Below are 21,577 nucleotides of genomic sequence, written 5' to 3'. Positions count from 1 at the left end.
GGACTGCGCAGCAGTCCCAGTTTTGGGGTCGCTTCGCGCCCCAGCGGGAGCAAGCTCCCTCGCCACAGGTACAGTGTTCATCCTTCAGTATTACGACGGCATACTGCAGCCCCTCTTGGCGCGCTCGGCCACATGCCCCAGGCTGTCGAAGTTGATATTGGCACCCGAGTCGATCGCCACCAGGGTCTGCCCCAAGGCACCGGTTTGCGCGACGTATTTCTTGATCCCGGCGACGGCGAGCGCACCGGAAGGTTCGGTGATCGAGCGGGTATCGTCGTAGATATTCTTGATCGCGGCGCAAAGCTCATCGTTGCTGACCGTCACCACGTCATCGACGCAAAACCGGCAAACCTCAAAACCGTATGCGCCGATCTGCGCCACCGCCACCCCATCGGCGAAGGTACCTACGCTTGGCAGCACGGCCCGTTCGCCGGCATGCATCGCCGCTTGCAGGCACGCGGAATGTTCCGACTCGACGCCAATGATGCGAACTTCCGGCCGCAGGTACTTCACGTAAGCGGCGATACCCGCGATCAGCCCGCCGCCACCTACCGGAACGAAGATCGCATCAAGCGGCCCCTGATGCTGGCGCAGGATCTCCATGGCCACCGTGCCTTGCCCCGCGATCACCTCCGGGTCGTCGAAGGGCGATACAAAGGTGCGACCGGTTTCCTCGGCCAAATCCAGCGCATAAGCCAGTGCGAACGGAAAGCTTTCGCCGTGCAACACCGCCTCGGCGCCGCGACTGCGCACCCCGATGACTTTCAGTTGCGGCGTCGTGCAGGGCATGACGATGGTGGCGCTGATGCCCAACTCCCGCGCGGCCAGGGCCACGCCTTGGGCATGATTACCAGCAGAAGCGGTGACCACGCCACGAGCCTTTTGCGCCTCGCTCAAGTGCACCAGCTTGTTGTAGGCGCCGCGGATTTTGAAGGAAAAGGTCGGTTGCAGGTCTTCGCGCTTGAGCAGGACCTGGTTACCCAAGGCTTCGGACAAGGCAGGTGCCGGTTGCAACGGCGTGCGCACGGCCAGTTCATACACCGGCGCGGCAAGGATTTTTTTGACGTAGTGTCCAAGCAGGCTTTGCTGGTCGGTCGTAAAACTCATGGTCGTCTCCTGACATTGTTCGGGGCCCGGGAGACAGAAAGTAAAAACCCGCCTCCAGGGCGGGTTGGGTGCTGCAGTCGTGAGCTAGCCCGCCAAATGAGGAATGGCGGTAATAATGCTTGGCTGGCAGCGCAATACGGTGGAAGTCATGGTTCGAAATTAGCCGGGGGTTGATGGCAAGTCAATGGCAAGTTTTCAGATATCTTAGTCAGCCAGCAACTTCAAACCCACCTTATACAACCCACCGTTCTCCTCATCAGTCAAAACATACAAATAGCCGTCCGGCCCCTGTCGCACATCGCGGATGCGTTTTTTAAAATCCCCGAGCAAGCGCTCCTCGTGGATCACCTTGTCGCCATCGAACTCCAGGCGGATCAGTTCCTGGCTGATCAGCGCTCCGATAAACACGTTGCGCTGCCAGGCCTTGAAACGATCGGCATCGTAGAACGCCATGCCACTCAGGCCCGGGGATTTTTCCCAGACATGATTCGGGGCAACGGTACCTTCAGCGGTCTCACCCTTGGCTTCGGGAATCGGTTGACCGGAGTAATTGATGCCATGGGTCGCCAGCGGCCAGCCGTAATTCTTGCCGCGCTCGATGATGTTGACTTCATCACCGCCCAGAGGGCCGTGTTCGTTTTCCCACAGCGTGCCGTTCCACGGGTTGAGCGCCGCGCCTTGCGGGTTACGCTGCCCGTAGGACCAGATCTCCGGCCGTACGTTGGCCTGGCCGACAAAGGGGTTGTCCTTGGGCACCGTGCCATCCGGGTAGATGCGCACCACTTTGCCTTGCAGCTTGTCGAGGTCCTGGGCGGTCGGGCGGTCGTTGTTTTCCCCCAGTGTCACGAACAGATAGCCGTCGCGATCAAACACCAGCCGCGAGCCAAAATGGTTGCCGACCGAGAGCTTGGGCTCCTGACGCAGGATCACCTGGAAATCCTTGAGTGCCGTCATATCGTCGGAGAGCCGGCCACGGCCCACCGCCGTGCCGGCCTTGCCGCCCTGGCCGCCACCTTCGGCATAGGACAGATAGACCATCCGGTCCTGCTTGAAGTCGGGTGACAGTGCCACGTCGAGCAATCCACCCTGCCCTTTGGCCCAGACCGTGGGTACGCCATTGAGCGGTGCGGACAACTTGCCTTCGGCGGTCACCAGTCGCAGATTGCCGGGCCTTTCGGTCACCAGCATGCCTTTGCTATCCGGCAGGAATGCCAGGGCCCAGGGGTGCTCCAGCCCCGTCACGACGGGGGTGACCTCAAGGGTGCCGTCTTCGCTTTTCATCGTCTGGGCCGGCGCGGAAAGCACAGGGCCGGCGCTAATCAGTACGCTGGCACAGAGGGTTGCCAACAGGTTTTTACGCAACATGCAGGATTCCTTTTCTGATGGAAATGAGACTTGGTGAAAAGTAGCGGGTAGACGTCACGCCTGCCACTCAACGGTTGCTGGTGCCGGTGTCTCGTGGGGGTGGATTGGGAATGAATTTCGGTGGGCTGGCGGGCGCTGTCCGGTCGGGATAGCGATTACCGATGCCACCGTTGTCCAGCGTCGGCGGGCGCGGGACCGGCACGGTATTGGGTCCGCGAATGGCCGGGGCGCTGGGTTGAGTGCCTTGCATACTGTTGGGATTGGCCCGCCGGATCGGGCTGTTGTAAGGATTGTTGCTGGTGCTGCCCGGCAGGTTCTGGGCCAACTGCAACGAAGCAGGGTCGTCGGCCTGGACCAAGGGGCCCAATATGCCACTCAAGGCCAGTGCAATGGCGCCAGACACGTATCGGTTCATGGGGTGCCTCTCTGCGTCCGCGTGGATAAGGACTTCGATACCACGCTACGCCCGAGGTTCGGATTTGTTAACCAAAAACTCCCCGGCAAGAGGTTGCACCCCGGTTGATCCCGCCAGGGAGCCGGCGCGCAGCCCACAGAAACTTTTGCCCAGGACCGCAGGTCACCTGAACATCACCTGCGAGTAGACGACCATGGCACGGGCAATCTGGAAAGGCGCAATCAGCTTCGGACTGGTGCACATCCCCGTGGCGCTGGTCTCGGCAACGTCCTCCCGAGGCGTCGATTTCGACTGGCTCGACAGCCGCAGCATGGACCCGGTGGGCTACAAGCGGGTCAACAAAGTCACGGGCAAGGAGGTCACCAGGGAGCACATCGTCAAGGGCGTGCAATACGAAAAGGGCCGGTACGTGCTGCTCAGTGAAGAGGAGATCCGTTCCGCTCACCCACTCTCGACCCAGACCATCGACATTTTTTCCTTTGTCGACGGCAAGCAGATTCCCTTGCAGAACATCGACACGCCTTACTACCTGGCCCCCGACAAGCGCGGCGGCAAAGTCTATGCACTGCTGCGCGAAACCCTGACCAAAACCGGCAAGGTTGCCCTCGCCCGCGTGGTCTTGCATACCCGCCAGCACCTGGCCGCGCTGATGCCTTTGGAGTCGGCGCTGGCCCTGGTGATGCTGCGCTGGCCGGCCGAGGTGCGAAGTCTCGATGAACTGGCGCTGGGCAGCGAAGTGACCAGCCCCGAACTGGCCAAGGGCGAACGGGACATGGCCAGGCGCCTGGTGGAGGACATGAGTGCCGAGTGGACGCCGGATGACTATCGGGACGGCTTTGAGGACAAGATCATGGCCCTGGTGGACAAAAAGGCCCGTGAAGGCAAGATCGAAGACGTCGAAACCGCTTCTGGTGAAGAGGAGCGCAAAACGGCGGATGTCATTGACCTGACCGAACTGCTCAAGCGCAGCCTCGGCAGCAAAGGTGCCGGTAAAGCAGCGGCCAGGCCGAAGCCGGGCAGCAAACCGGTTGCCAGGAAGAAAGTCAGTAAGTGATCCGCTGGATGTCCCGGCTTCTTCGCGAGCAGGCTCGCGAAGCCCAGATACGCCACACCGAAAATCAGATAAGAATGAAGACCGCCAGCAACCCGGCAAAGATCGACCACTTCTGCAGGTAGTAAAGCTTGCGGTTGCGCTTTTTCAGTTCCTTGGCGCGCAGGCGCACCTTGTAGACCTTGCTGAACAGCCGGTTGAGCCCGCCGGTGTGGTCTCCGTCCTCGTTCGGTGCACCTGCCGCCGACATGACATTACGGCTGAACCAGCGATTGAAAGCCGCCGCCCACCGATACTTCATGGGCCGTTCGACGTCGCAGAACAGGATGATGCGATTGTGTGGCGTGGTGTTCTCTGCGTAATGAATGTAGGTCTCATCGAACATCACCGCTTCGCCATCACGCCAATGGTAGTTCTGGCCATCGACATTGATGTAGCAACCTTCGGCGTTGGGTGTGTCCAGCCCGAGATGATAACGGTACGAACCGGCATACGGGTCGCGGTGGCGCACCAGTCTGGAGCCCGGTGGCAACTCGGCGAACATCGCCGCCTTGATCGAGCCGATGCCCTGCACCAGTTCGGTGGTGCGCGGGCAGAGCTTCATGGCCGACGGGTGGCTATCGCCATACCACTTGAGATAAAAGCGCTTCCAGCCAGTCTTGAAAAACGAGTTGAAACCGACGTCATCGTATTGGTTCGAACGCTTGATCTCGCCGGCGTGAAGCAAGTTCTGGCCTTCGACGCGAATTTCTTCCCAATGTGCCTGCAAGGGGCTCAGGTCGGGAAAATCAGCCGGATCGAGATACGGCTTGTTGGGGATTTTCGAGAACAGATAAAGAAAGCAGTTGATCGGCGCCAGGAACGTCGAGTGATCACTCAACTGGCGGCCCAGCTTGTGGCGCACTCGGCCACGCAGGTGGACGTACGCAATAGAGACAATGTAAATAACGGCAATGATCAGTTTCACGGAAATCGTCACAGGTCGGAAGTATACAAACTGCGCCCTTTACCGGCATGCCGGTCCCCGGGTCTTGTGCAGCGGTTGAATACGAAACAGCGGCCCCTTGGCGCCATCCAGCTACGCCGATTGGTCACCGTTCAGCTGTTAGATGGCATTTTAGCCACAGTTTGTAACCAATAGTTAACCTGTAACTGTGAAAATGTGTCCGCAAAAACCGTCAAAGCGTTGCATAGGCCTCATCGCCCTATCGTTTAAAGAGCCAGACCAGTACAATCGCCGCCAAACTTTACGCGCCCCCAGGTTGAGAGCGGGAAAATCCCCCTTTCAGCGCACATTGACTCGGGCCAGGCGCGCCACATGCTGCTGTCCACTTGATGCCAGATGGATCTTCCACTGCCGATCGGGATGAATGTCCCCGGGTCCGGACAGTGGAACGGGTACTGAACCGGTACTGCCGCACCCCTAGCTACTCTGAATGCTTCGCAGGAAAAACCTTTGATTTCTACAGCTAACATCACGATGCAGTTCGGCGCCAAGCCGCTCTTCGAAAACGTCTCGGTCAAATTCAACGGTGGCAACCGTTACGGTCTGATCGGCGCCAACGGTTGCGGCAAGTCGACCTTCATGAAGATTCTCGGCAATGACCTCGAGCCGTCCGGCGGCCAGGTCATGCTGGAGCCGAACGTGCGCCTGGGTAAATTGCGCCAGGACCAGTTCGCCTACGAAGAATTCACCGTGATCGACACCGTGATCATGGGTCACGAAGAGCTGTGGAAGGTCAAGGCCGAGCGCGACCGCATCTATTCGCTGCCGGAAATGAGCGAAGCGGACGGCATGGCCGTGGCCGAGCTGGAAACCGAATTCGCAGAGATGGACGGCTACACCGCTGAATCCCGCGCCGGTGAACTGCTGCTGGGCCTGGGTATCCCCCTGGAACAGCATTTCGGCCCGATGTCCGAAGTGGCTCCAGGCTGGAAACTGCGGGTATTGCTGGCCCAGGCACTGTTCTCCGATCCTGAAGTTCTGTTGCTCGACGAACCGACCAACCACCTGGACATCAACACCATTCGCTGGCTGGAAACGATCCTCAAGGCGCGTAACAGCACCATGATCATCATTTCCCACGACCGTCACTTCCTCAACAGCGTCTGCACCCACATGGCTGACCTGGACTACGGCGAGCTGCGCCTGTTCCCGGGCAACTACGACGAGTACATGACGGCGGCGACCCAGTCCCGCGAGCAACTGCTGTCGGACAACGCCAAGAAGAAAGCCCAGATCTCCGAACTGCAAACCTTCGTCAGCCGCTTCTCGGCCAACGCCTCGAAAGCCAAGCAGGCCACTTCCCGCGCCAAGCAGATCGACAAGATCCAGCTGGCCGAAGTCAAGCCATCGAGCCGCGTGAGCCCGTTCATCCGCTTCGAACAGACCAAGAAGCTGCACCGCCAGGCCGTGACCATCGAGCAGATGTCCAAGGGCTTCGACGGCAAGACCCTGTTCAAGAACTTCAGCTTCACCGTCGAAGCCGGCGAGCGCGTGGCGATCATCGGCCCGAACGGTATCGGCAAGACCACCCTGCTGCGCACCCTGATGGGCGAACTGACCCCGGACGCCGGTTCCGTGAAGTGGACTGAAAGCGCGGAACTGGGCTACTACGCCCAGGACCACGCCCATGACTTCGAAGACGACGTCAGCCTGTTCGACTGGATGGGCCAGTGGACTCAGGGCGAGCAGATCATTCGCGGCACTTTGGGCCGCATGCTGTTCTCCAACGACGAAATCCTCAAGTCGGTCAAGGTCATCTCCGGTGGTGAGCAAGGCCGCATGCTGTTCGGCAAGCTGATCCTGCAAAAGCCGAACGTACTGGTGATGGACGAACCGACCAACCACCTGGACATGGAATCGATCGAAGCGCTGAACCTGGCGCTGGAAAACTACCCGGGCACGCTGATCTTCGTCAGCCACGACCGTGAGTTCGTATCGTCCCTGGCCACCCGCATCATCGAGTTGAGCCCTAACGGCGTGACCGACTTCAGCGGCACCTACGACGACTACCTGCGCAGCCAGGGTGTGGTGTTCTAAAGGTAGCTACAAGCCTTTAGCTGCAAGCCTCAAGTGAAAAGCCCCGTCCATGTGACGGGGCTTTTTGCGTTTCATGGGTGGGATTTTCTGGGTGGAGAATCCTTCGCGAGCAAGCCCGCTCCCACATTTGGAATGCGTTCCCCTGTGGGAGCGGGCTTGCTCGCGAAGAGGCCATGAGGAACAGTGATAATGCCACGGCAAAAGTAGTTAGCCTGCTTTCATTTATCCCGACACCGCGCCATGATGCAGGTCTCCCACCGCCGCCCGCGAACGAGCCCTCATGTCTGTGCCGCAAGTGCCTGCGCAAAGCTCCATGGCGATCACCCTGCAGATCGTCTCTATCGTCTTCTATACCTTCATTGCCTTCCTCTGCATCGGATTGCCGATTGCCGTTTTGCCGGGTTATGTCCATGAACAACTCGGGTTCAGCGCCATCGTGGCCGGGTTGACGATCGGCTCGCAATACCTCGCCACCCTGCTCAGCCGCCCCATGGCCGGGCGGATGTCCGACAGCGTTGGTACCAAGCGCGCAATCATCTATGGCTTGTGCGGGATTGTGCTCAGCGGCGTGCTGACCTGGCTGTCGACCCTGTTGCAAGGTTTTCCCTTGCTCAGCCTGCTGATCCTGATCGCCGGGCGCCTGTTGCTGGGGATCGCCCAAGGGTTGATCGGCGTCGGCACCATCAGTTGGTGCATGGGCCAGGTGGGCGCCGAGCATACTGCGCGGTCGATTTCCTGGAACGGCATCGCATCCTATGGGGCGATTGCCATTGGCGCGCCGCTGGGCGTGGTCATGGTGCAACAACTGGGTTTCGCCAGCCTGGGCATTGCCCTGTCGTTGCTGGCCCTGGCTGCACTGCTGTTGATTCGCAACAAGCCCTCGGTGCCGGTGGTGCGCGGTGAACGCTTGCCGTTTTGGGCGGTGTTCGGACGCATTGCGCCGTTTGGCGCGAGCCTGAGCCTGGCGTCCATTGGCTATGGCACCCTGACGACCTTTATCACCTTGTACTACGTCAATCGCGGTTGGTCCGGCGCGGCCTACTGCCTGACGGTGTTTGGCGCGTGTTTCATTCTGTCGCGACTGCTGTTCATTTCCGCCATCAGCCGTTTCGGCGGGTTCACCTCGGCCATTGCCTGCATGTGCATTGAGACCGTTGGCCTGGTGCTGCTGTGGCTGGCACCGTCGACCGGTTACGCGCTAATTGGTGCCGGCCTGACCGGATTTGGCCTGTCCCTGGTGTATCCGGCGCTGGGTGTCGAGGCCATCAAACAGGTCCCCAACTCCAGCCGGGGCGCAGGCCTGAGTGCTTATGCTGTGTTTTTCGACCTGGCGCTGGCCATCGCCGGCCCGTTGATGGGCGCAGTGGCGTTGAACCTGGGTTATGCGTGGATTTTCTTCAGTGCGGCGTTGTTGTCGGTGACGGGGCTGGGGCTGACCCTGCTGTTGAAACACCGCGCCATGGCTTGAATCCCTGTAGGAGCTGCCGAAGGCTGCGATCTTTTGATCTTAAAATCAAAAGATCGCAGCCTTCGGCAGCTCCTACAAAGGGATCTATTGATCGGCGGTCTGCATCCCGGCCCGGGTTGCTCTGCCCAGGGTGCGCGAGAAAAAGCTTCCGGCTTCAGCGATCAGATTGCGGTGAATGTCTTGCCGGTCGACGCCATCGGCATCGGTGCACAGCGCGGGCATGATCACGATCTGCTCGTCATTGCATGGCGCCATGAAGACGAAGTGCCCTGCCCCGGCCAGCAGTTTGAAGTCCGGCGCGGTCGGCAGTTTACGCGCCAGTGCCGCGGCGTTCTTGTCGACAGCCACCAACTTGTCGCCATCGCCGCTGTAGAGCAGCACCGGCACATGCACATCGGCCAGGGTGTGGCGGCCGAACTTCAGGCTCAACGGCGCCATCAGCATCAAGGCGTGGACGCGAGGATCAGCCACCGGTTGCAGGTCGTCGCGGTCGACAATCAATTCGCCCTGGGTGTTGCACGCATCGCGGTCGTCCGGGCGCTCCTGGCAGTATCGGCGCAGACGATCCAGGTCCGGGGTCGCGCCGGACAGGATCAATGCAGTCTCACCACCGGCCGAGTAACCGATGACCCCTACCTGGTTGGCATTGACGAACGGCGACAGCATAGGGTCGCCCAAGGTCGCGGTAATGGCTTCGGAGATCTGGATCGGCCGGCCATACAGGTTACTCAAAGTACCGAGTCGGCTGTGATCCCTGGAGTTGTCACCGGGGTGAATCACCGCCACCACGACAAAGCCTTTGCGCGCCAGCGACGTGGCAAGGTCGTGCAGGGCCAGGGGAGTACCGGTGTTGCCGTGGGACAGCATCAGCATCGGGAACCGGCCGATGGCGACCTTGGTGTCCTCCCCGGCTTCGACGGTGTAACCCTCAAGCTTGCTGGTGTGCTCCCGATCACTGGAAGGATAGAAGGCGATGGCCCGCATCGGCTGCAGGTCCAGCGGGTCGAGAAAAGTCATCTCATGGAAGCCGACGCTCCAGTGAGGATGCGGTGCTGGTGCGGCGTGCACTGTATTCAGGCTGCTTAGCAGGCAAATCAGTAAAGCTGCACAAAGACGCATCATGGATGCCCCACCTTGTTACCGGACTTGAGACGTACACCCTGGACTGCATAAGTCGGGCCACAGCCTGAAACGACCAGAAACAAAAAACTCCGCAACTGGTACTTGCGTAACCAGAATACAGAGTTTTTGGGGCTTTACCTGAACGGCTGCCTACTTTTACGCAAGCCTTACGCTGCGGCGAACAATTGCTCGCTGATTTGTGCGTGGGCAGCGCTCATGGCCTTGTTGCGTACGTCGTCACCGTAAGACAGTCCTTCGGCACGCACGATTTCGATATCGGTGATGCCGATGAAACCGAACAGCACCTTCAAATACTCTTCGTGGGCAACACCGGTCGCCTGGCCGGCGTGCATGCCACCGGAAGTCGAGACGATCACGACTTTCTTGCCGCCGCACAGGCCTTCAGGGCCGGCTTCGGTGTAACGGAAGGTCTGGCCGGCAACGGCGATGCGGTCGATCCAGGCTTTGAGTTGAGTCGGGATGGTGAAGTTGTACATCGGTGCGGCAATCACCACGGCATCGGCAGCCAGGAATTCGGCCAGGGTCGAGGCGCTCAGTTCGGCTTCGTGCTGTTGTGCCGCGTTGCGCAGTTCAGCGGTGGTGCCGGCGGCGACCAGGGTGGTGGCGGAGAAATGGCTGATGGCGTCGGCGGCCAGGTCACGGTAGGTCACCACGGCGGTTGGCTCGGCGGCTTGCCAGGCCTTGACGACTTCGCCGCTCAACTGACGGGAAGCCGAGTTGTCGCCCAGGATGCTCGAATCGATATGCAGCAATTTCATGTGGGATCTCCAAGTGAGGATCGCCCACAAGGGCGATCTGATGGGACTAATCCTACACACGAAACCAATAGCTGATTAGACGCTAACAATGCGATAGTTCGTCCCACAGATAGAACAATCGGATTCACATCATGCAAGACCTCAACGACCTGTATTACTTTGCCAAAGTCGTGGAAGCCGGGGGATTCGCCGCAGCCGGGCGTTTGCTGGGCATCCCCAAGTCCCGATTGTCACGGCGCATCGCCGAACTGGAAGAACGTCTTGGCGCACGATTACTGCAACGCACCACCCGACAACTGAAGCTGACGGCCGTCGGTGAACGTTACCTCAGGCACTGCCAGGCGATGCTGCTGGAGGCGGAAATGGCCGACGAAGCCGTGGCCAGCATGTCCAGCGAGCCCCGCGGACGCTTGCGGGTGTCCTGCCCCGTCGGGCTGGCCCACGAAATATTGCCGGGGGTGATCAGCGACTTTCTGGAACGGTTTCCGCAAGTCCAGCTGGAGGTGATGTTGCTCAACCGCCGGGTCGACCTGGTGAACGAAGGCATCGACGTAGCCCTGCGTGTGCGGGAACTGGGAGACGAAGACCCGCTGCTGGTCACTCGCCGCCTGCGTCAGGCGCAGATGCTGATGGTCGCCAGTCCCGGCTTCCTGCTTGGCCGTGAGATCAACCATCCCGAAGATCTGAAAAGCCTGCCGGTGCTCGGTGCCCTGGAAGCCGACCGCCTGGTGCACATCCGCCTGCTGGATCAAAAAGGCAAAAGTTGTGAACTGGCGCTCGAGGCCCGGCTGGGCATCGATGACTTTATCGTGCGCAAGGCCAGCACCCTCTCCGGCCTGGGCTTCACCATGCTGCCCATGATGTATTGCGAGCAGGAACTGGCAAACGGTTCGCTGGTGCAGTTGTTGCCCGACTGGTCGTTGCCCGGTGGCTGGCTGCAAGCGGTCTATCCTCATCGACGCGGAGTCATGCCGGCGGTACGCGCCTGGATTGACCATCTGGTTGAGTCATTCAATGCCTGTGGGGAACGATTGTTATGAAAACCGCACGGATGAGCGAAGAGGATGTCGCGAAATTCTGCCTTAGCCTGCCCGGAGCGCGCGAAGACTATAAATGGGGCGGCGTGCGGGTGTTTTCGATTGCCGGGAACAAGATGTTCGCCTTGCAGGGCCTGCGGGGTGACTCCCTGGCCTTCAAGGTCGATAAGGATCTGTTTCTCGGTCATTGCGACCGCCCGGGGATTCATCCGGCGCCTTATCTGGCGCGCGCCCAGTGGATCATCATGGAAACGCCCTACCCGCTCGGCAGCGAAGAACTACAGGGACTGCTACAGCGTTCCCACCAATTGGTGGTCAGCAGGCTGCCAAAGCGCACTCAAGTCAGCCTGTTGCTATAAGGCGTTGTTGATCAGAACAAGGCGAACAGGTGTGCGCCGAGGAACAGGTGGTCGATCCAGAACACCTGGTGCATGAGCACGATGATCCAGAGCACCAACTGGTACGAGACTTTGCGGGTTTTGTGCCGGAACGCTTGCTGGGCCAGCAAGGCACCGGGCCAGCCTCCGGCGAGTTCCAGCGCATGCAGGACATTCTCCGGCGTACGCCATTGCTCGGCGCGGGCCTTGCGCTTGTCGCTCCAGTACAGGAAAAACGTCACGACGCTGACGATGCCGTAGGCCGCCAGGGGAATCAGCGACACCCCGTGCAGCCATGACGACACCGAACCCGACAGCGGCAATGCGCACAGGATTGCAAACACCAGCCACTTCAGCCGTGGATGACGGATATGTCCCCCGGGCTGGCGCCCGGGGTTATTGCGCGAGCTTGAGTCACTCACGGCTTGACCGCGCTCCAGTCGACCCAGCCGAACTGCCAGGTCGCCAGGATGATCAGGCCGAACACAATGCGATACCAGGCAAACGCCGCATAGCTATGGTTGGCGATGAACTTGAGCAGCCCGCGGACCGCGATCATCGCGAAGACGAACGCCGTGACGAAACCGATCGCGAACACCGGGAAATCAGACGGGACAAACAGGTGACGGTATTTATAGCCCGAGTACACCGCTGCGCCGACCATGGTCGGCATCGCCAGGAAGAACGAGAACTCGGTAGCGGTCTTGCGCGACAGGCCGAACAGTAACCCGCCGATGATCGTCGAGCCCGAACGCGAAGTACCCGGAATCATCGCCAGGCATTGGGCGAAGCCGACTTTCAGGGCGTCTTTCCAGGTAATGTCATCCACCGTTTCGGCGTGGACTTCATGCTGGCGGCGCTCGGCCCACAACATGATGAACCCGCCCACGACCAGCGCCGCTGCCACGGTGATCGGATTGAACAGGTATTCGTGGATCAGGTCAGCGAAGATCACGCCCAACACCACGGCCGGCAAGAACGCGATCAACAGGTTCGCGGTAAACCGCCGGGCGCCCGGCTGGGTCGGCAGGCCGATGACCACGTCGAAGATCTTGCGTCGAAACTCCCATACTACAGCCAGGATGGCACCCAGCTGGATAATGATGTTGAACGCCATCGCCCGCTCGCCCCCGAAGCCGAGCATGTCGGCCACGATGATCTGGTGGCCGGTACTGGAAATGGGCAAAAACTCGGTCAGCCCTTCTACAACCCCAAGAATCAATGCCTGAAAGGCGGTCCAAAGATCCATCAATCCCCCAAAAGGCTATGCGCGCCGGCATGCCCCGTTAGTATTTTTCCAAAGCTTGAATTGCGATCAGCGTAGCTGAAGCCCCGCCTGTCAAGGATCACCACAGCACCGTCAAAATCCTGTGAAAAAACAATCCTGATCAGGGTTTACCCGCGCGGGGCCGAAATCCTATCAGACAAGTCCGCTTGGCGCTGCCGCGTTATCGCGCACCAATGAAGTACACCCGTGCGCCACGGGATTCCCGACGCCAATCCGGTTACAATCGGTCCCCTCTTCGATTTCCCCAAGGAGCCTCCATGTCCGGGCTTGAACTGTTTGCCGCCGCCCTCGGTGTCATTGCCGTCTGGCTGACGGTCAAACAGAACCCCTGGTGCTGGCCCATCGGTCTGGTCATGGTGCTGCTCTATAGCTGGATCTTTTTTGAGGTGAAGCTGTATTCGGACATGCTGCTGCAAGTCATCTATGCCGCCTTGCAGCTTTACGGCTGGTGGCAGTGGACGCGGGCTGGCGAAACGACCCATGGCCGCGAAGTCAGTTGGCTCAACTCACGCTCCGTGGCGTTGAGCCTGGCCATCGGCGCACTCGGCAGCCTGTTACTGGGGGCAGCCATGGCCCACTGGACCGACGCAGCACAACCCTGGCTCGATGCGGCGCTGACCGGATTCAGCCTGGTGGCGCAGGTCTGGATGGCGCAAAAACGTGTCCAGTGCTGGCCGCTATGGATAGCCCTGGATGTGATTTTCGTCGGGCTGTTCATCTATAAGGACCTGTACCTGACCGCCACCCTGTACGGGCTGTTCGCCGTTATCGCCGTGCAGGGCTGGCGCCAATGGCGCGCCGATCCGGCATTGCGCGCATGAAAGTGCTGGTACTCACAGGCCCGGAATCCAGCGGTAAAAGCTGGTTGGCGGCCGAATTGCAACAGCGTTTCGGCGGGGTTCTGGTCGACGAGTATGTGCGTTGGTTCATCGAGCAGAATCCGCGGGACACCACCTTGGCCGACATTCCGGACATCGCCCGCGGTCAATTGGCGTGGGAGGACGAAGCACGGGCGCAACAACCGTCTTTGCTCATCCTCGACACGCACCTGCTGAGCAATGTCCTCTGGAGCCAAACCCTGTTTGGCGACTGCCCCCCCTGGATCGAGCAAGCGCTATTGGCCCGGCATTACGACTTGCACTTGCTGCTGTCGCCGGAACACGTCGAATGGACGGATGACGGCCAGCGTTGCCAGCCCCGATTGAGTGAGCGCCAGGCATTTTTCGAGCAGACCCTGGCCTGGCTGGAGCGCCACGCACAACCGGTTCAAGTACTGCACGGAGATTGGGCCGAACGCCGATCCCTGGCACTGCATGCCGTGACCCGATTGCTCGACGCCTGAGTGGCGTCCGGGGTAATTCCCCTACCATCCCCCCTGCTCCGAGGGAAAGTGTCCGGTCCTGAAACACTCTCCTTGCCTCAAACCGCCCATTTCAGCGTCCCTCGTCGTTTGATCATCGGATTTGTCAAGCCGGTGATACAACGCCCCTGAAACCCTTGCTTTAGAACGGTTTACCCGCAATTAAGGGCTACCTGCGCAGGGTTTCGTCTCACCTTTGAAACATTCTTGGCAAAAGCTATCCGGACAATATCCATAAGCCATTGAATCAACGAGATAATCAAAAACCGGCACAGCTTTCGCTCTTACCTTCATAAAGCCGACCAGAGCCAGCCTGCATGAGAAGGTAAGAACGTCGTGTGGATATTCGATAAAAGAGTCTTGGCGTGCCTGCTGCTGATCGCGAGCGCTGCAGGCACGCTTTTCAGTTTTGACGTTCTAGCCGAAGGCAACGGCGTCATCGTGCTTGACCGCACCATTCACCCAACCCCTATCGGTCGCAGCGGCGGCAGAGATCCGAACCCCAACACCCTCAATGCCAACCCATCGGCCCGCGTCACCGGCGAACTCAGCGACGCGGACATTGCCGGGGTCTCCACCGGAACAGCCCTTCGCCACAGCAACGGACAAAGCCTGGGTGGCCTGCAAGGCCTCAACGCCGTTACCAACCCCAATGGTATGCCCGGCATGTCTGTCGGCCACGGCGGTGGCAGTGGCAGCGCGATTTCCGGAACCGTCAACCGCGCCATGAGCAGCGGCCTCGGCTCACTGGGCAGAATGGCGGGAGGCCAATGAGATGAGTCGGTCCCTGCTTTTACTTGCCCTGTTCGGCTGCACCGGCGTGATGGCCGATCCGGGCGTCAGTTCGGTGAACAACGCCACCCTCCAGGATTCTGCTACTCAATACCGCGGCAACTTCAACGTCAACCAGGCGGCAGGCGATCAGCAGCAGCAAACCAACGTCCGCGCGATCGCCATTGGTACGAATGCCGGTGCAACCACCAGCGTCCGGCAGACAATCACCACGCCCGCCAATCCGTCGATGGATGCGACGGCCACTATTGGCGGACCCTCCTTCAGTAATGGCAACGGCGTACTGGGTGTCAACCAGGGTGCCGGGGCGAACAACCAGATGGCCAATGCCATGCGCATCAGCATCAGCGCTGCACCGCAAGCCATCGACGATAGTGCCCTTTCTCAACAGAACGTGGCGTTGTTACCGAACTCGGGAGCAACTGGCGCCCCAAACGGCAGTCGCCAGGTCGTGACAAGCGACCAGGCCTTCACCGGCAGCCGCGGAGTGATCCAGGTGAACCAGAGTGCCGGGGTGGGGAACCGAATGGCTAACACCTTGAGCATCCGGGTCGCTGACTGACCCCGATACAGTGCGATTAAGGACGAACCAACACTTGACCAACTAATGAGCACGGAGAAACACCATGAACCCGACAACTGCTCTCAAACCTCTGGCTTTCGCTCTGGCGGCAGTGATGGCATTCGCAGCACAAGCAGGCGGTCTTGATGATGATCAAGGCAACGGCCAGAGCAATGCGCATGGCAACAACCACCAGCCCAAAGGCCCGACGCTGGAACAGATTCTGCAGATTACAGCAGGCGCCGGGGCCGTCGTGATGGACTCGCAGGAAAGCAGTGACAGCAGCGTATTGAACCGGGACACCAGGAACGACGCCAAAATCGATAACTCCCTGAACAACTCCAACGGCAACATGGGCGCCAACGTTGCAGCCGGTAACGGCAACCAGCAAGACAACGCCGCCGCCCTTGCCACGGCTGACGAAAGCTTCATCTTCGGCACCGCGGTCGCCGTCTCCAGTGCGACTCAGAAGAGCGCCGGCAACGCCGCCAGGAACCACTCCAACACCAACAACACAACGCTCAACAACGCAGGTAACAGCGGTTCCGGCAACATCGGCATCAACGTGACCACCGGCGACTTCAACCAACAGAAAAACAACCTGGCGATTGCCGTTGCGGGCGGTCGTGTAGCGCAAGCGGCGGCGGCGGCCAACCAAAGCACGTCCGGGCTGAACGTCACCAACAACGGCAACACGACTGATTTCGTAGCCGTGGGTGTATTCGGTCTGGCGGGCGTAACCACTCAACAAGTGATGACGCCTGAGGGTTGGAAACCCCCGGTAACCAACAACGCTTCGATAACGGGCTCGATGAACAACTTCTCCGGCAACGGCGGAGCGAACGTATCGTCTGGCGTGGGCAACCAGCAAAACAACTCGCTGTCCATCTCCGCGGGCTGCAAGTCCTGTCTGTAATCGCGATTGCAATGAAAGCCCCGGCGACGGGGCTTTCCCACAGTCCCAAGGCGTATCGATCATGCGTAAGACTGTCCTTTTCGCCCTGCTCTGCCTGTCTGGCCTGACCCAGGCTGCACAGATGCCGGTTGCCGCCCTGCCGGGTGGCGTGCTGGTGTACAAGCACGTACAGAGTTTGCGCGAGCGCAAGTTCAGCGACATCGTCGAACAGAAAACCGATTTCAGCTGCGGCGCCGCCGCGCTGGCAACGATACTGCGCCAGGCCTATTGGCTCGACGTCGATGAGGAGCACATCATCAAAGGCATGCTGGTCACCGCAGACCAGGACCTTGTGCGTACCCAGGGTTTTTCCATGCTGGACATGAAGCGCTACATAGAACGCATCGGCATGCGCGCCCGGGGCTACAGGATCCCGCCGGAAAGACTCGAAGCCGTGACGATTCCAGTGGTGGTGTTGATGGAAATTCGCGGCTACAAGCACTTCGTGGTGTTGCAGCGGGCGGACAAGAGCTGGGTCTATATCGGCGACCCGGTACTCGGTCACAAACGCTACTCCCATGATGACTTTGTCAAAGGCTGGAATGGCATTATCTTCGCCATCGTCGGCCCTGGTTACGACAAGACCAATGCCTTACGCAGCCCACCGGAACCGCTGACAGCCAAGAACAAGATGGATAACTTCAACCCGGTCAAAGATGCCGAATTGATGGATTTTGGTTTCATACAGAGCGACTTCTTTTAATCGCCAATAAGATGATAGGGAGCAGGATGCTCCGGGAGCAGCAAATGAAAACCTCGTATTGGGTGGTCGCAGCCTGTCTGGCAGCGAACACTTCAGGTTTTGCTGATGAGTTCAGACCCATCGAAATCAAGGACCAGGAACTGGCCGAGTTGCGTGGCCGGTATGTGATGCCGGGGCGGGTCATCAGCTTCGGTGTCGTCATGAGCAGTACCTGGCGCAATGCCAGTGGTGACCTGATCGGAGCCTCCACCTCGATGCAGCTTCAAGCCGCAACGGTCAAACCCCAGTTCTATGTTTCAACCATCAAGCAATCCGGTCATGGCGGTTCGCCCAAATCGGGTAGCGGCCACGTGACGGGGGGCGCTGCGCTGAGTACTTCCCGGGGCATTACCCAGGTCACAAGGGCAGCAGGCGATGGCAACAGCTCAAACAACAACATCGCCATCAACGTCAAGGAGGCCAGCACGGCCCCTGCACTGGTGCCGAGCCAGGGCCAGGCGCTGATAGCCGGTCAAACCATCACCGGCAGCAATGCCGCAGGCAGTGTCGTGGTATCCGCGACCAGTGGTGGCGTTCAGATGGCCATTACCGCCAACAACAATCAGGGTACAAGCGTGCAACAAGTCGCCCAAGGCGGGTTGCTGCAAAACACCCGGTTACTGGGCAGCAGCAATATGGTCGACAACATGACCCAGCTCAACGTAGTGCTTAACAATAATGGCCCGAGTGCGGGTGCACTGGACTGCAACCTCAATCAACTCGCTGCATTACGGACCATGGGCTATTGAACTACGCTGAGTCTGGACCATTAGGCACAAATGGACGGCTTATTCCATGTACCGATCAGTATCACTGCTAGCAGTTGCATGCTTGAGTGCTCTACTCCCGGCGGCGATGTTGCAGGCAGCACCTGACCCGGAACTGGAGGCTCTTAAACAAGAGCTCCTGGAGTTGAAGCAACGATACGAAGTACAGCAAAAAGCCCTGGCGGTTCTCGAACAACGGGTCCGCCAGGTCGAAGAGCAGCCCGCTTCGCCCCCACCCAAACGCCTGGCCAAGTCCCCAGCGGACCTCAAGGGCAATCCAGGAGTCGGCACCGCCTCGGGGGGCGTCGCCGGGGGCAGCGGCAGCTCTTATGGACAATCGCTGGCCAATGACTCACAACCGGCACAAAGTGTTTCGAACCTGTATGACGAAGCCAGCGGGTTCTTCGGCGGTGGCAAGTTCAGCGTCGAAACGGGGATAACCTACTCCCGATACGATACCCGCCAACTGGTCCTCAACGGTTTTCTCGCCCTGGACTCGATCTTCCTGGGCGCCATCAACCTGGACCGGATCAAGGCCGACACCTGGACGCTTGACCTCACCGGCCGTTACAACTTCAACAATCGCTGGCAGTTCGACCTGAACGTGCCGGTGGTCTACCGTGAGTCCACGTATCAGTCCGGTGGCGGCAATAGCGGCTCCGCAAACGTCACGACCGAAGATACCGTCAAGCAAGACCCGACCATAGGTGATGTCAACTTCGGTATCGCCTACAAATTCCTCGACGAATCGGCCAACACCCCGGATGCCGTGATGACCTTGCGCGTCAAGGCGCCTACCGGCAAAGACCCGTTCGGCATCAAGCTGGTTCGGGTGGCCGATAACTCAAACCTGGCCGTGCCTGAATCCTTGCCTACCGGTAATGGCGTCTGGTCGATCACGCCAGGGATCTCGCTGGTCAAGACGTTCGATCCGGCAGTGTTGTTCGGCAGCCTGTCCTACACCTACAACCTGGAAGAGTCTTTCGACGACATCAGCTCCAACCCGGCGCTCAAGACACCGGGCAAAGTTCGCATTGGCGACAGCTTCCAGATTGGCGCCGGTATTGCGTTCGCCTTGAACGAAAAGATGAGCATGTCGTTCTCGGTCTCTGACCTGGTGCAACGCAAAAGCAAGCTCAAGGAAGATGGCGGGGATTGGCAGTCGGTGGTCTCCAGCGATGCCAACGCCGGTTACTTCAACATCGGCATGACCATTGCGGCCACCGACAACCTGACCATCGTGCCCAACCTGTCCATCGGCATGACGGACGATGCCCCGGACTTCCAGTTCAGCCTGAAACTCCCTTACTACTTCTGACCCAAACAAAAAAACCGCTGCAATTGCAACGGGTTTTGGGTTTCCCACCGGGATTCAGCGAATCTGGTGCTTGTGCAACAACCGGTAGAAGGTCGGACGCGACACACCCAGTACTTTGGCCGCGACACTCAGATTATCGCTGTGGCGATTCAATACATCGCACAACGCCTGGCGTTCGGCCCGGGACTTGTATTCTTCGAGGGTACCCATCGGTGCGGCGATTGCATGCTGACTGATCAATCCCAGATCTCGGGCCTCAATCTGGCGGCCTTCGGCCAACACCAGGCCGCGACGGACGCGGTTGGCCAGTTCGCGAACATTGCCTGGCCAGTCGTGCTTGCCCATGGCAATCAACGCGTCGTCGCTGAAACTGCGTGGGCGGCGCCCGGTTTCATGGCTGTAGAAATGGGAAAAGTGGTTGGCCAGCACCGCCAGGTCGCCATGGCGCTCGCGCAGCGGAACAGTCGCCACTTGCAGTACGTTCAAGCGGTAATACAAGTCTTCGCGAAAGCGTTTTTTCTCGATGGCGGCTTCAAGGTCGACGTTCGTCGCCGCCAGAACCCGCACATCCACAGGAATCGGCTGACTGCCGCCGACCCGCTCGATATGTTTTTCCTGGAGGAACCGCAACAGGTTGGCCTGCAACTCCAGCGGCAGGTCACCGATCTCGTCGAGAAACAGAGTGCCACCGTTGGCGGCTTCTATCCGTCCGACCTTGCGTTGGTGCGCGCCGGTAAATGCGCCTTTTTCATGGCCAAACAGCTCGGACTGGATCAAGTGTTCGGGGATCGCCCCACAATTGATCGCGATAAAGGGTTTGCTGTGACGTTGGGACAGACGATGCAGGGTTCGTGCGACCAGTTCCTTGCCAGTGCCGCTTTCACCGCGAATCAACACCGGAGATTCGGTCGGAGCCAGTTTGCTCAACAGTTTTCGCAGTTCACGGACAGGTTTGCTGTCGCCCAGCAATTCGTGCTCGGGCTGGTCAACATGGACCGTACCCTGCCCACGCAACCGCGCCATGCCAAACGCCCGGCCCAGCGTTACCTGAACCCGGGACACATCGAACGGCAAGGTATGAAAGTCAAAAAACCACTCACAGACGAAGTCGCCGACATTTTGCAGTCGCAGTACTTCCTGGTTGAGTACGGCTATCCACTCGGTACCGCTGCGGCTGATCAACGCCTTGACAGCCTCCGGGTGCTCAAGGTGAAAAGGCTGCAAGCGCAGCAAGCCCACGTCGCAGGTTCGGTCAGCGGCGTTCTCCAGCGTGCAGCTGTCAACGTCCCAACCGATATCGCGCAACCCAGGGATCAGGCGATAGCAATCGTCACAGGGGTCCACCACTAGCAAACGTCGTAAGGCAGGCGCGTCGCTCATGACTGTTCCTTGGCGCCAAATTTGCGAAAATTTATTAAAAACAGTCATTTGGCAGACCTGACTGTAACATTAGCAAGAATTTGACAGGGCCTTGTACTGTTTGACTATAGGAGGGTCATAAAACCGGTTATAAGTTGCGATTATGTTAGTCACCTAACGACTCTTTCCTTTCATTCAGCTTTCAATGTCAGGCTCATTCTTGATTATGTGAAATAAAGTGGAAAATTCTTTTGATTGTGTGTGACCCAAACCCCGGTTGCGGGCATCAGTACAAGTAACCAGCTGAACGGTAAGCCCAACCGTCGGCCTGTCACTTGATTGGGCATAGAGAGAGAAGACCCTATGAACGCCCCGCTCCGTATCAACGAAGCACTTCTGATTGCCGACCGCGCATTCAAACCTTTCAAGTGCGTGGCCTGGGCCCCACAAGACGGTAACGGTGAACTCAGCCTGACCGTTATCGACCGCACCAGCACCAGCATTGGCCGCAAGCAGATCCCAAGCAGCGCCTATTCCGATCCTGCGCAACTCGAACTACTGCTGGAACAGGCTCGCGCCGAATTGAGCGAGGAAGGTTACACACTGCAGTCGTGGTCGATGCCGCACTGATCGTTTTGCGGATTACTCCGGAGTAATCCGCGCCCTTTTC

Annotated in this window: 23 protein-coding genes; 14 read left to right on the top strand and 9 right to left on the bottom strand. The window is 59.3% G+C overall.

From position 1 onward, the window contains the following. Positions 1-90: 90 nt before the first annotated feature. The 3 genes from ilvA to ACMDB8_RS12845 all read right to left on the bottom strand — a co-directional run bounded on the left by ilvA (position 91) and on the right by ACMDB8_RS12845 (position 2,887). Positions 91-1,107, bottom strand: a complete 1,017-nt coding sequence (gene ilvA, locus ACMDB8_RS12855) for a threonine ammonia-lyase, biosynthetic (RefSeq protein ID WP_082562959.1) — start codon at positions 1,105-1,107, stop codon at positions 91-93. Positions 1,108-1,311: 204 nt separating this feature from the next. Next, positions 1,312-2,472 carry a PQQ-dependent sugar dehydrogenase gene (locus ACMDB8_RS12850; protein ID WP_409079042.1) on the bottom strand — a complete coding sequence of 387 codons (1,161 nt, stop codon included), beginning with the start codon at positions 2,470-2,472 and terminating at the stop codon, positions 1,312-1,314. Positions 2,473-2,539: 67 nt separating this feature from the next. Continuing rightward, a complete protein-coding gene (locus ACMDB8_RS12845) occupies positions 2,540-2,887 on the bottom strand; it encodes a hypothetical protein (protein WP_056724664.1) in 348 nt (115 codons plus the stop codon). A 193-nt stretch (positions 2,888-3,080) separates the two neighbouring features. Between ACMDB8_RS12845 and ACMDB8_RS12840 the strand changes: the two genes are divergently transcribed. Further along, the gene (locus ACMDB8_RS12840) at positions 3,081-3,941 is read left to right on the top strand and encodes a Ku protein (protein WP_409079043.1); all 861 of its coding nucleotides are present in this window, start codon (positions 3,081-3,083) and stop codon (positions 3,939-3,941) included. Between the two features lie 64 nt (positions 3,942-4,005). On the opposite strand, the gene lpxO is transcribed toward ACMDB8_RS12840, so the two are convergent. Then, positions 4,006-4,905 (bottom strand): lipid A hydroxylase LpxO, encoded by a 900-nt coding sequence (lpxO, locus tag ACMDB8_RS12835; RefSeq protein ID WP_056724661.1) that lies wholly within the window; start codon positions 4,903-4,905, stop codon positions 4,006-4,008. Positions 4,906-5,394: 489 nt separating this feature from the next. On the opposite strand from lpxO, the gene ACMDB8_RS12830 reads away from it, so the two are divergent. Together ACMDB8_RS12830 and ACMDB8_RS12825 are read left to right on the top strand one after the other, a co-directional pair. Continuing rightward, positions 5,395-6,981, top strand: a complete 1,587-nt coding sequence (locus ACMDB8_RS12830) for an ABC-F family ATPase (protein WP_056724659.1) — start codon at positions 5,395-5,397, stop codon at positions 6,979-6,981. A 280-nt stretch (positions 6,982-7,261) separates the two neighbouring features. Beyond that, the gene (locus tag ACMDB8_RS12825) at positions 7,262-8,449 is read left to right on the top strand and encodes an MFS transporter (RefSeq protein ID WP_409079044.1); all 1,188 of its coding nucleotides are present in this window, start codon (positions 7,262-7,264) and stop codon (positions 8,447-8,449) included. 84 nt (positions 8,450-8,533) lie between these two features. Here ACMDB8_RS12825 and ACMDB8_RS12820 read toward each other — a convergent pair whose 3' ends face one another. Further along, positions 8,534-9,571: an alpha/beta hydrolase family protein gene (locus ACMDB8_RS12820; RefSeq protein WP_056724655.1), complete on the bottom strand. Its 1,038-nt coding sequence runs from the start codon at positions 9,569-9,571 to the stop codon at positions 8,534-8,536. 167 nt (positions 9,572-9,738) lie between these two features. After that, positions 9,739-10,350 carry an FMN-dependent NADH-azoreductase gene (locus ACMDB8_RS12815; protein WP_056724653.1) on the bottom strand — a complete coding sequence of 204 codons (612 nt, stop codon included), beginning with the start codon at positions 10,348-10,350 and terminating at the stop codon, positions 9,739-9,741. Positions 10,351-10,481: 131 nt separating this feature from the next. On the opposite strand from ACMDB8_RS12815, the gene ACMDB8_RS12810 reads away from it, so the two are divergent. Together ACMDB8_RS12810 and ACMDB8_RS12805 are read left to right on the top strand one after the other, a co-directional pair. Next, on the top strand, positions 10,482-11,390 hold the full coding sequence (locus ACMDB8_RS12810; RefSeq protein WP_056724651.1) for a LysR substrate-binding domain-containing protein: 909 nt from the start codon (positions 10,482-10,484) through the stop codon (positions 11,388-11,390). Beyond that, positions 11,387-11,746: an MmcQ/YjbR family DNA-binding protein gene (locus tag ACMDB8_RS12805; RefSeq protein ID WP_056724649.1), complete on the top strand. Its 360-nt coding sequence runs from the start codon at positions 11,387-11,389 to the stop codon at positions 11,744-11,746. The genes ACMDB8_RS12810 and ACMDB8_RS12805 overlap by 4 nt, the downstream gene beginning before the upstream one ends. An 11-nt stretch (positions 11,747-11,757) precedes the next feature. On the opposite strand, the gene ACMDB8_RS12800 is transcribed toward ACMDB8_RS12805, so the two are convergent. Then, positions 11,758-12,186, bottom strand: a complete 429-nt coding sequence (locus tag ACMDB8_RS12800; RefSeq protein WP_056724647.1) for a DUF1294 domain-containing protein — start codon at positions 12,184-12,186, stop codon at positions 11,758-11,760. Continuing rightward, positions 12,183-13,013: an undecaprenyl-diphosphate phosphatase gene (locus ACMDB8_RS12795; RefSeq protein ID WP_056724645.1), complete on the bottom strand. Its 831-nt coding sequence runs from the start codon at positions 13,011-13,013 to the stop codon at positions 12,183-12,185. Before ACMDB8_RS12795 ends, ACMDB8_RS12800 begins: the two co-directional genes overlap by 4 nt. A 296-nt stretch (positions 13,014-13,309) precedes the next feature. On the opposite strand from ACMDB8_RS12795, the gene pnuC reads away from it, so the two are divergent. The 8 genes from pnuC (at position 13,310) to ACMDB8_RS12755 (ending at position 19,548) form a co-directional block, all read left to right on the top strand. Further along, complete coding sequence (pnuC, locus tag ACMDB8_RS12790; RefSeq protein WP_056724643.1) at positions 13,310-13,873, top strand: nicotinamide riboside transporter PnuC; 564 nt, start codon at positions 13,310-13,312, stop codon at positions 13,871-13,873. Then, complete coding sequence (locus tag ACMDB8_RS12785) at positions 13,870-14,394, top strand: AAA family ATPase (RefSeq protein ID WP_056724641.1); 525 nt, start codon at positions 13,870-13,872, stop codon at positions 14,392-14,394. The genes pnuC and ACMDB8_RS12785 overlap by 4 nt, the downstream gene beginning before the upstream one ends. Positions 14,395-14,748: 354 nt before the next feature. Beyond that, positions 14,749-15,186: a hypothetical protein gene (locus ACMDB8_RS12780; RefSeq protein ID WP_056724639.1), complete on the top strand. Its 438-nt coding sequence runs from the start codon at positions 14,749-14,751 to the stop codon at positions 15,184-15,186. A 1-nt stretch (position 15,187) separates the two neighbouring features. Next, entirely contained in the window at positions 15,188-15,766 is a 579-nt protein-coding gene (locus tag ACMDB8_RS12775) for a hypothetical protein (RefSeq protein WP_056724638.1), read from the top strand. Between the two features lie 64 nt (positions 15,767-15,830). Continuing rightward, positions 15,831-16,682 carry a hypothetical protein gene (locus ACMDB8_RS12770; protein ID WP_056724635.1) on the top strand — a complete coding sequence of 284 codons (852 nt, stop codon included), beginning with the start codon at positions 15,831-15,833 and terminating at the stop codon, positions 16,680-16,682. Positions 16,683-16,743: 61 nt separating this feature from the next. Beyond that, positions 16,744-17,424, top strand: a complete 681-nt coding sequence (locus ACMDB8_RS12765; protein ID WP_056724633.1) for a C39 family peptidase — start codon at positions 16,744-16,746, stop codon at positions 17,422-17,424. 26 nt (positions 17,425-17,450) lie between these two features. Beyond that, the gene (locus ACMDB8_RS12760; protein ID WP_082562958.1) at positions 17,451-18,212 is read left to right on the top strand and encodes a hypothetical protein; all 762 of its coding nucleotides are present in this window, start codon (positions 17,451-17,453) and stop codon (positions 18,210-18,212) included. Between the two features lie 46 nt (positions 18,213-18,258). Further along, positions 18,259-19,548: a hypothetical protein gene (locus ACMDB8_RS12755; RefSeq protein WP_056724629.1), complete on the top strand. Its 1,290-nt coding sequence runs from the start codon at positions 18,259-18,261 to the stop codon at positions 19,546-19,548. 54 nt (positions 19,549-19,602) lie between these two features. Here ACMDB8_RS12755 and ACMDB8_RS12750 read toward each other — a convergent pair whose 3' ends face one another. Then, positions 19,603-20,928 carry a sigma-54 dependent transcriptional regulator gene (locus ACMDB8_RS12750; RefSeq protein WP_056724627.1) on the bottom strand — a complete coding sequence of 442 codons (1,326 nt, stop codon included), beginning with the start codon at positions 20,926-20,928 and terminating at the stop codon, positions 19,603-19,605. A 342-nt stretch (positions 20,929-21,270) separates the two neighbouring features. Here ACMDB8_RS12750 and ACMDB8_RS12745 point away from each other — a divergent pair, with 342 nt between their 5' ends. Continuing rightward, positions 21,271-21,537, top strand: coding sequence for a hypothetical protein (locus ACMDB8_RS12745; RefSeq protein WP_007970062.1), 267 nt, complete (start codon positions 21,271-21,273; stop codon positions 21,535-21,537). Positions 21,538-21,577: the final 40 nt, after the last annotated feature.

Source organism: Pseudomonas monachiensis (assembly GCF_047345015.1).
GTDB classification, from domain to species: Bacteria; Pseudomonadota; Gammaproteobacteria; order Pseudomonadales; family Pseudomonadaceae; genus Aquipseudomonas; species Aquipseudomonas monachiensis.
This window is presented reverse-complemented; position numbering and strand designations above follow the sequence as displayed.

What these genes read in the sequence shown, in the direction of transcription:
- ilvA (WP_082562959.1), bottom strand. Translation starts at nt 1,107, where the DNA reads ATGAGTTTTACGACCGACCAGCAAAGCCTGCTTGGACACTACGTCAAA.
- ACMDB8_RS12850 (WP_409079042.1), bottom strand. Translation starts at nt 2,472, where the DNA reads ATGTTGCGTAAAAACCTGTTGGCAACCCTCTGTGCCAGCGTACTGATT.
- ACMDB8_RS12845 (WP_056724664.1), bottom strand. Translation starts at nt 2,887, where the DNA reads ATGAACCGATACGTGTCTGGCGCCATTGCACTGGCCTTGAGTGGCATA.
- ACMDB8_RS12840 (WP_409079043.1), top strand. Translation starts at nt 3,081, where the DNA reads ATGGCACGGGCAATCTGGAAAGGCGCAATCAGCTTCGGACTGGTGCAC.
- ACMDB8_RS12825 (WP_409079044.1), top strand. Translation starts at nt 7,262, where the DNA reads ATGTCTGTGCCGCAAGTGCCTGCGCAAAGCTCCATGGCGATCACCCTG.
- ACMDB8_RS12820 (WP_056724655.1), bottom strand. Translation starts at nt 9,571, where the DNA reads ATGATGCGTCTTTGTGCAGCTTTACTGATTTGCCTGCTAAGCAGCCTG.
- ACMDB8_RS12815 (WP_056724653.1), bottom strand. Translation starts at nt 10,350, where the DNA reads ATGAAATTGCTGCATATCGATTCGAGCATCCTGGGCGACAACTCGGCT.
- ACMDB8_RS12810 (WP_056724651.1), top strand. Translation starts at nt 10,482, where the DNA reads ATGCAAGACCTCAACGACCTGTATTACTTTGCCAAAGTCGTGGAAGCC.
- ACMDB8_RS12805 (WP_056724649.1), top strand. Translation starts at nt 11,387, where the DNA reads ATGAAAACCGCACGGATGAGCGAAGAGGATGTCGCGAAATTCTGCCTT.
- ACMDB8_RS12795 (WP_056724645.1), bottom strand. Translation starts at nt 13,013, where the DNA reads ATGGATCTTTGGACCGCCTTTCAGGCATTGATTCTTGGGGTTGTAGAA.
- pnuC (WP_056724643.1), top strand. Translation starts at nt 13,310, where the DNA reads ATGTCCGGGCTTGAACTGTTTGCCGCCGCCCTCGGTGTCATTGCCGTC.
- ACMDB8_RS12785 (WP_056724641.1), top strand. Translation starts at nt 13,870, where the DNA reads ATGAAAGTGCTGGTACTCACAGGCCCGGAATCCAGCGGTAAAAGCTGG.
- ACMDB8_RS12775 (WP_056724638.1), top strand. Translation starts at nt 15,188, where the DNA reads ATGAGTCGGTCCCTGCTTTTACTTGCCCTGTTCGGCTGCACCGGCGTG.
- ACMDB8_RS12770 (WP_056724635.1), top strand. Translation starts at nt 15,831, where the DNA reads ATGAACCCGACAACTGCTCTCAAACCTCTGGCTTTCGCTCTGGCGGCA.
- ACMDB8_RS12765 (WP_056724633.1), top strand. Translation starts at nt 16,744, where the DNA reads ATGCGTAAGACTGTCCTTTTCGCCCTGCTCTGCCTGTCTGGCCTGACC.
- ACMDB8_RS12760 (WP_082562958.1), top strand. Translation starts at nt 17,451, where the DNA reads ATGCTCCGGGAGCAGCAAATGAAAACCTCGTATTGGGTGGTCGCAGCC.
- ACMDB8_RS12755 (WP_056724629.1), top strand. Translation starts at nt 18,259, where the DNA reads ATGTACCGATCAGTATCACTGCTAGCAGTTGCATGCTTGAGTGCTCTA.
- ACMDB8_RS12750 (WP_056724627.1), bottom strand. Translation starts at nt 20,928, where the DNA reads ATGAGCGACGCGCCTGCCTTACGACGTTTGCTAGTGGTGGACCCCTGT.
- ACMDB8_RS12745 (WP_007970062.1), top strand. Translation starts at nt 21,271, where the DNA reads ATGAACGCCCCGCTCCGTATCAACGAAGCACTTCTGATTGCCGACCGC.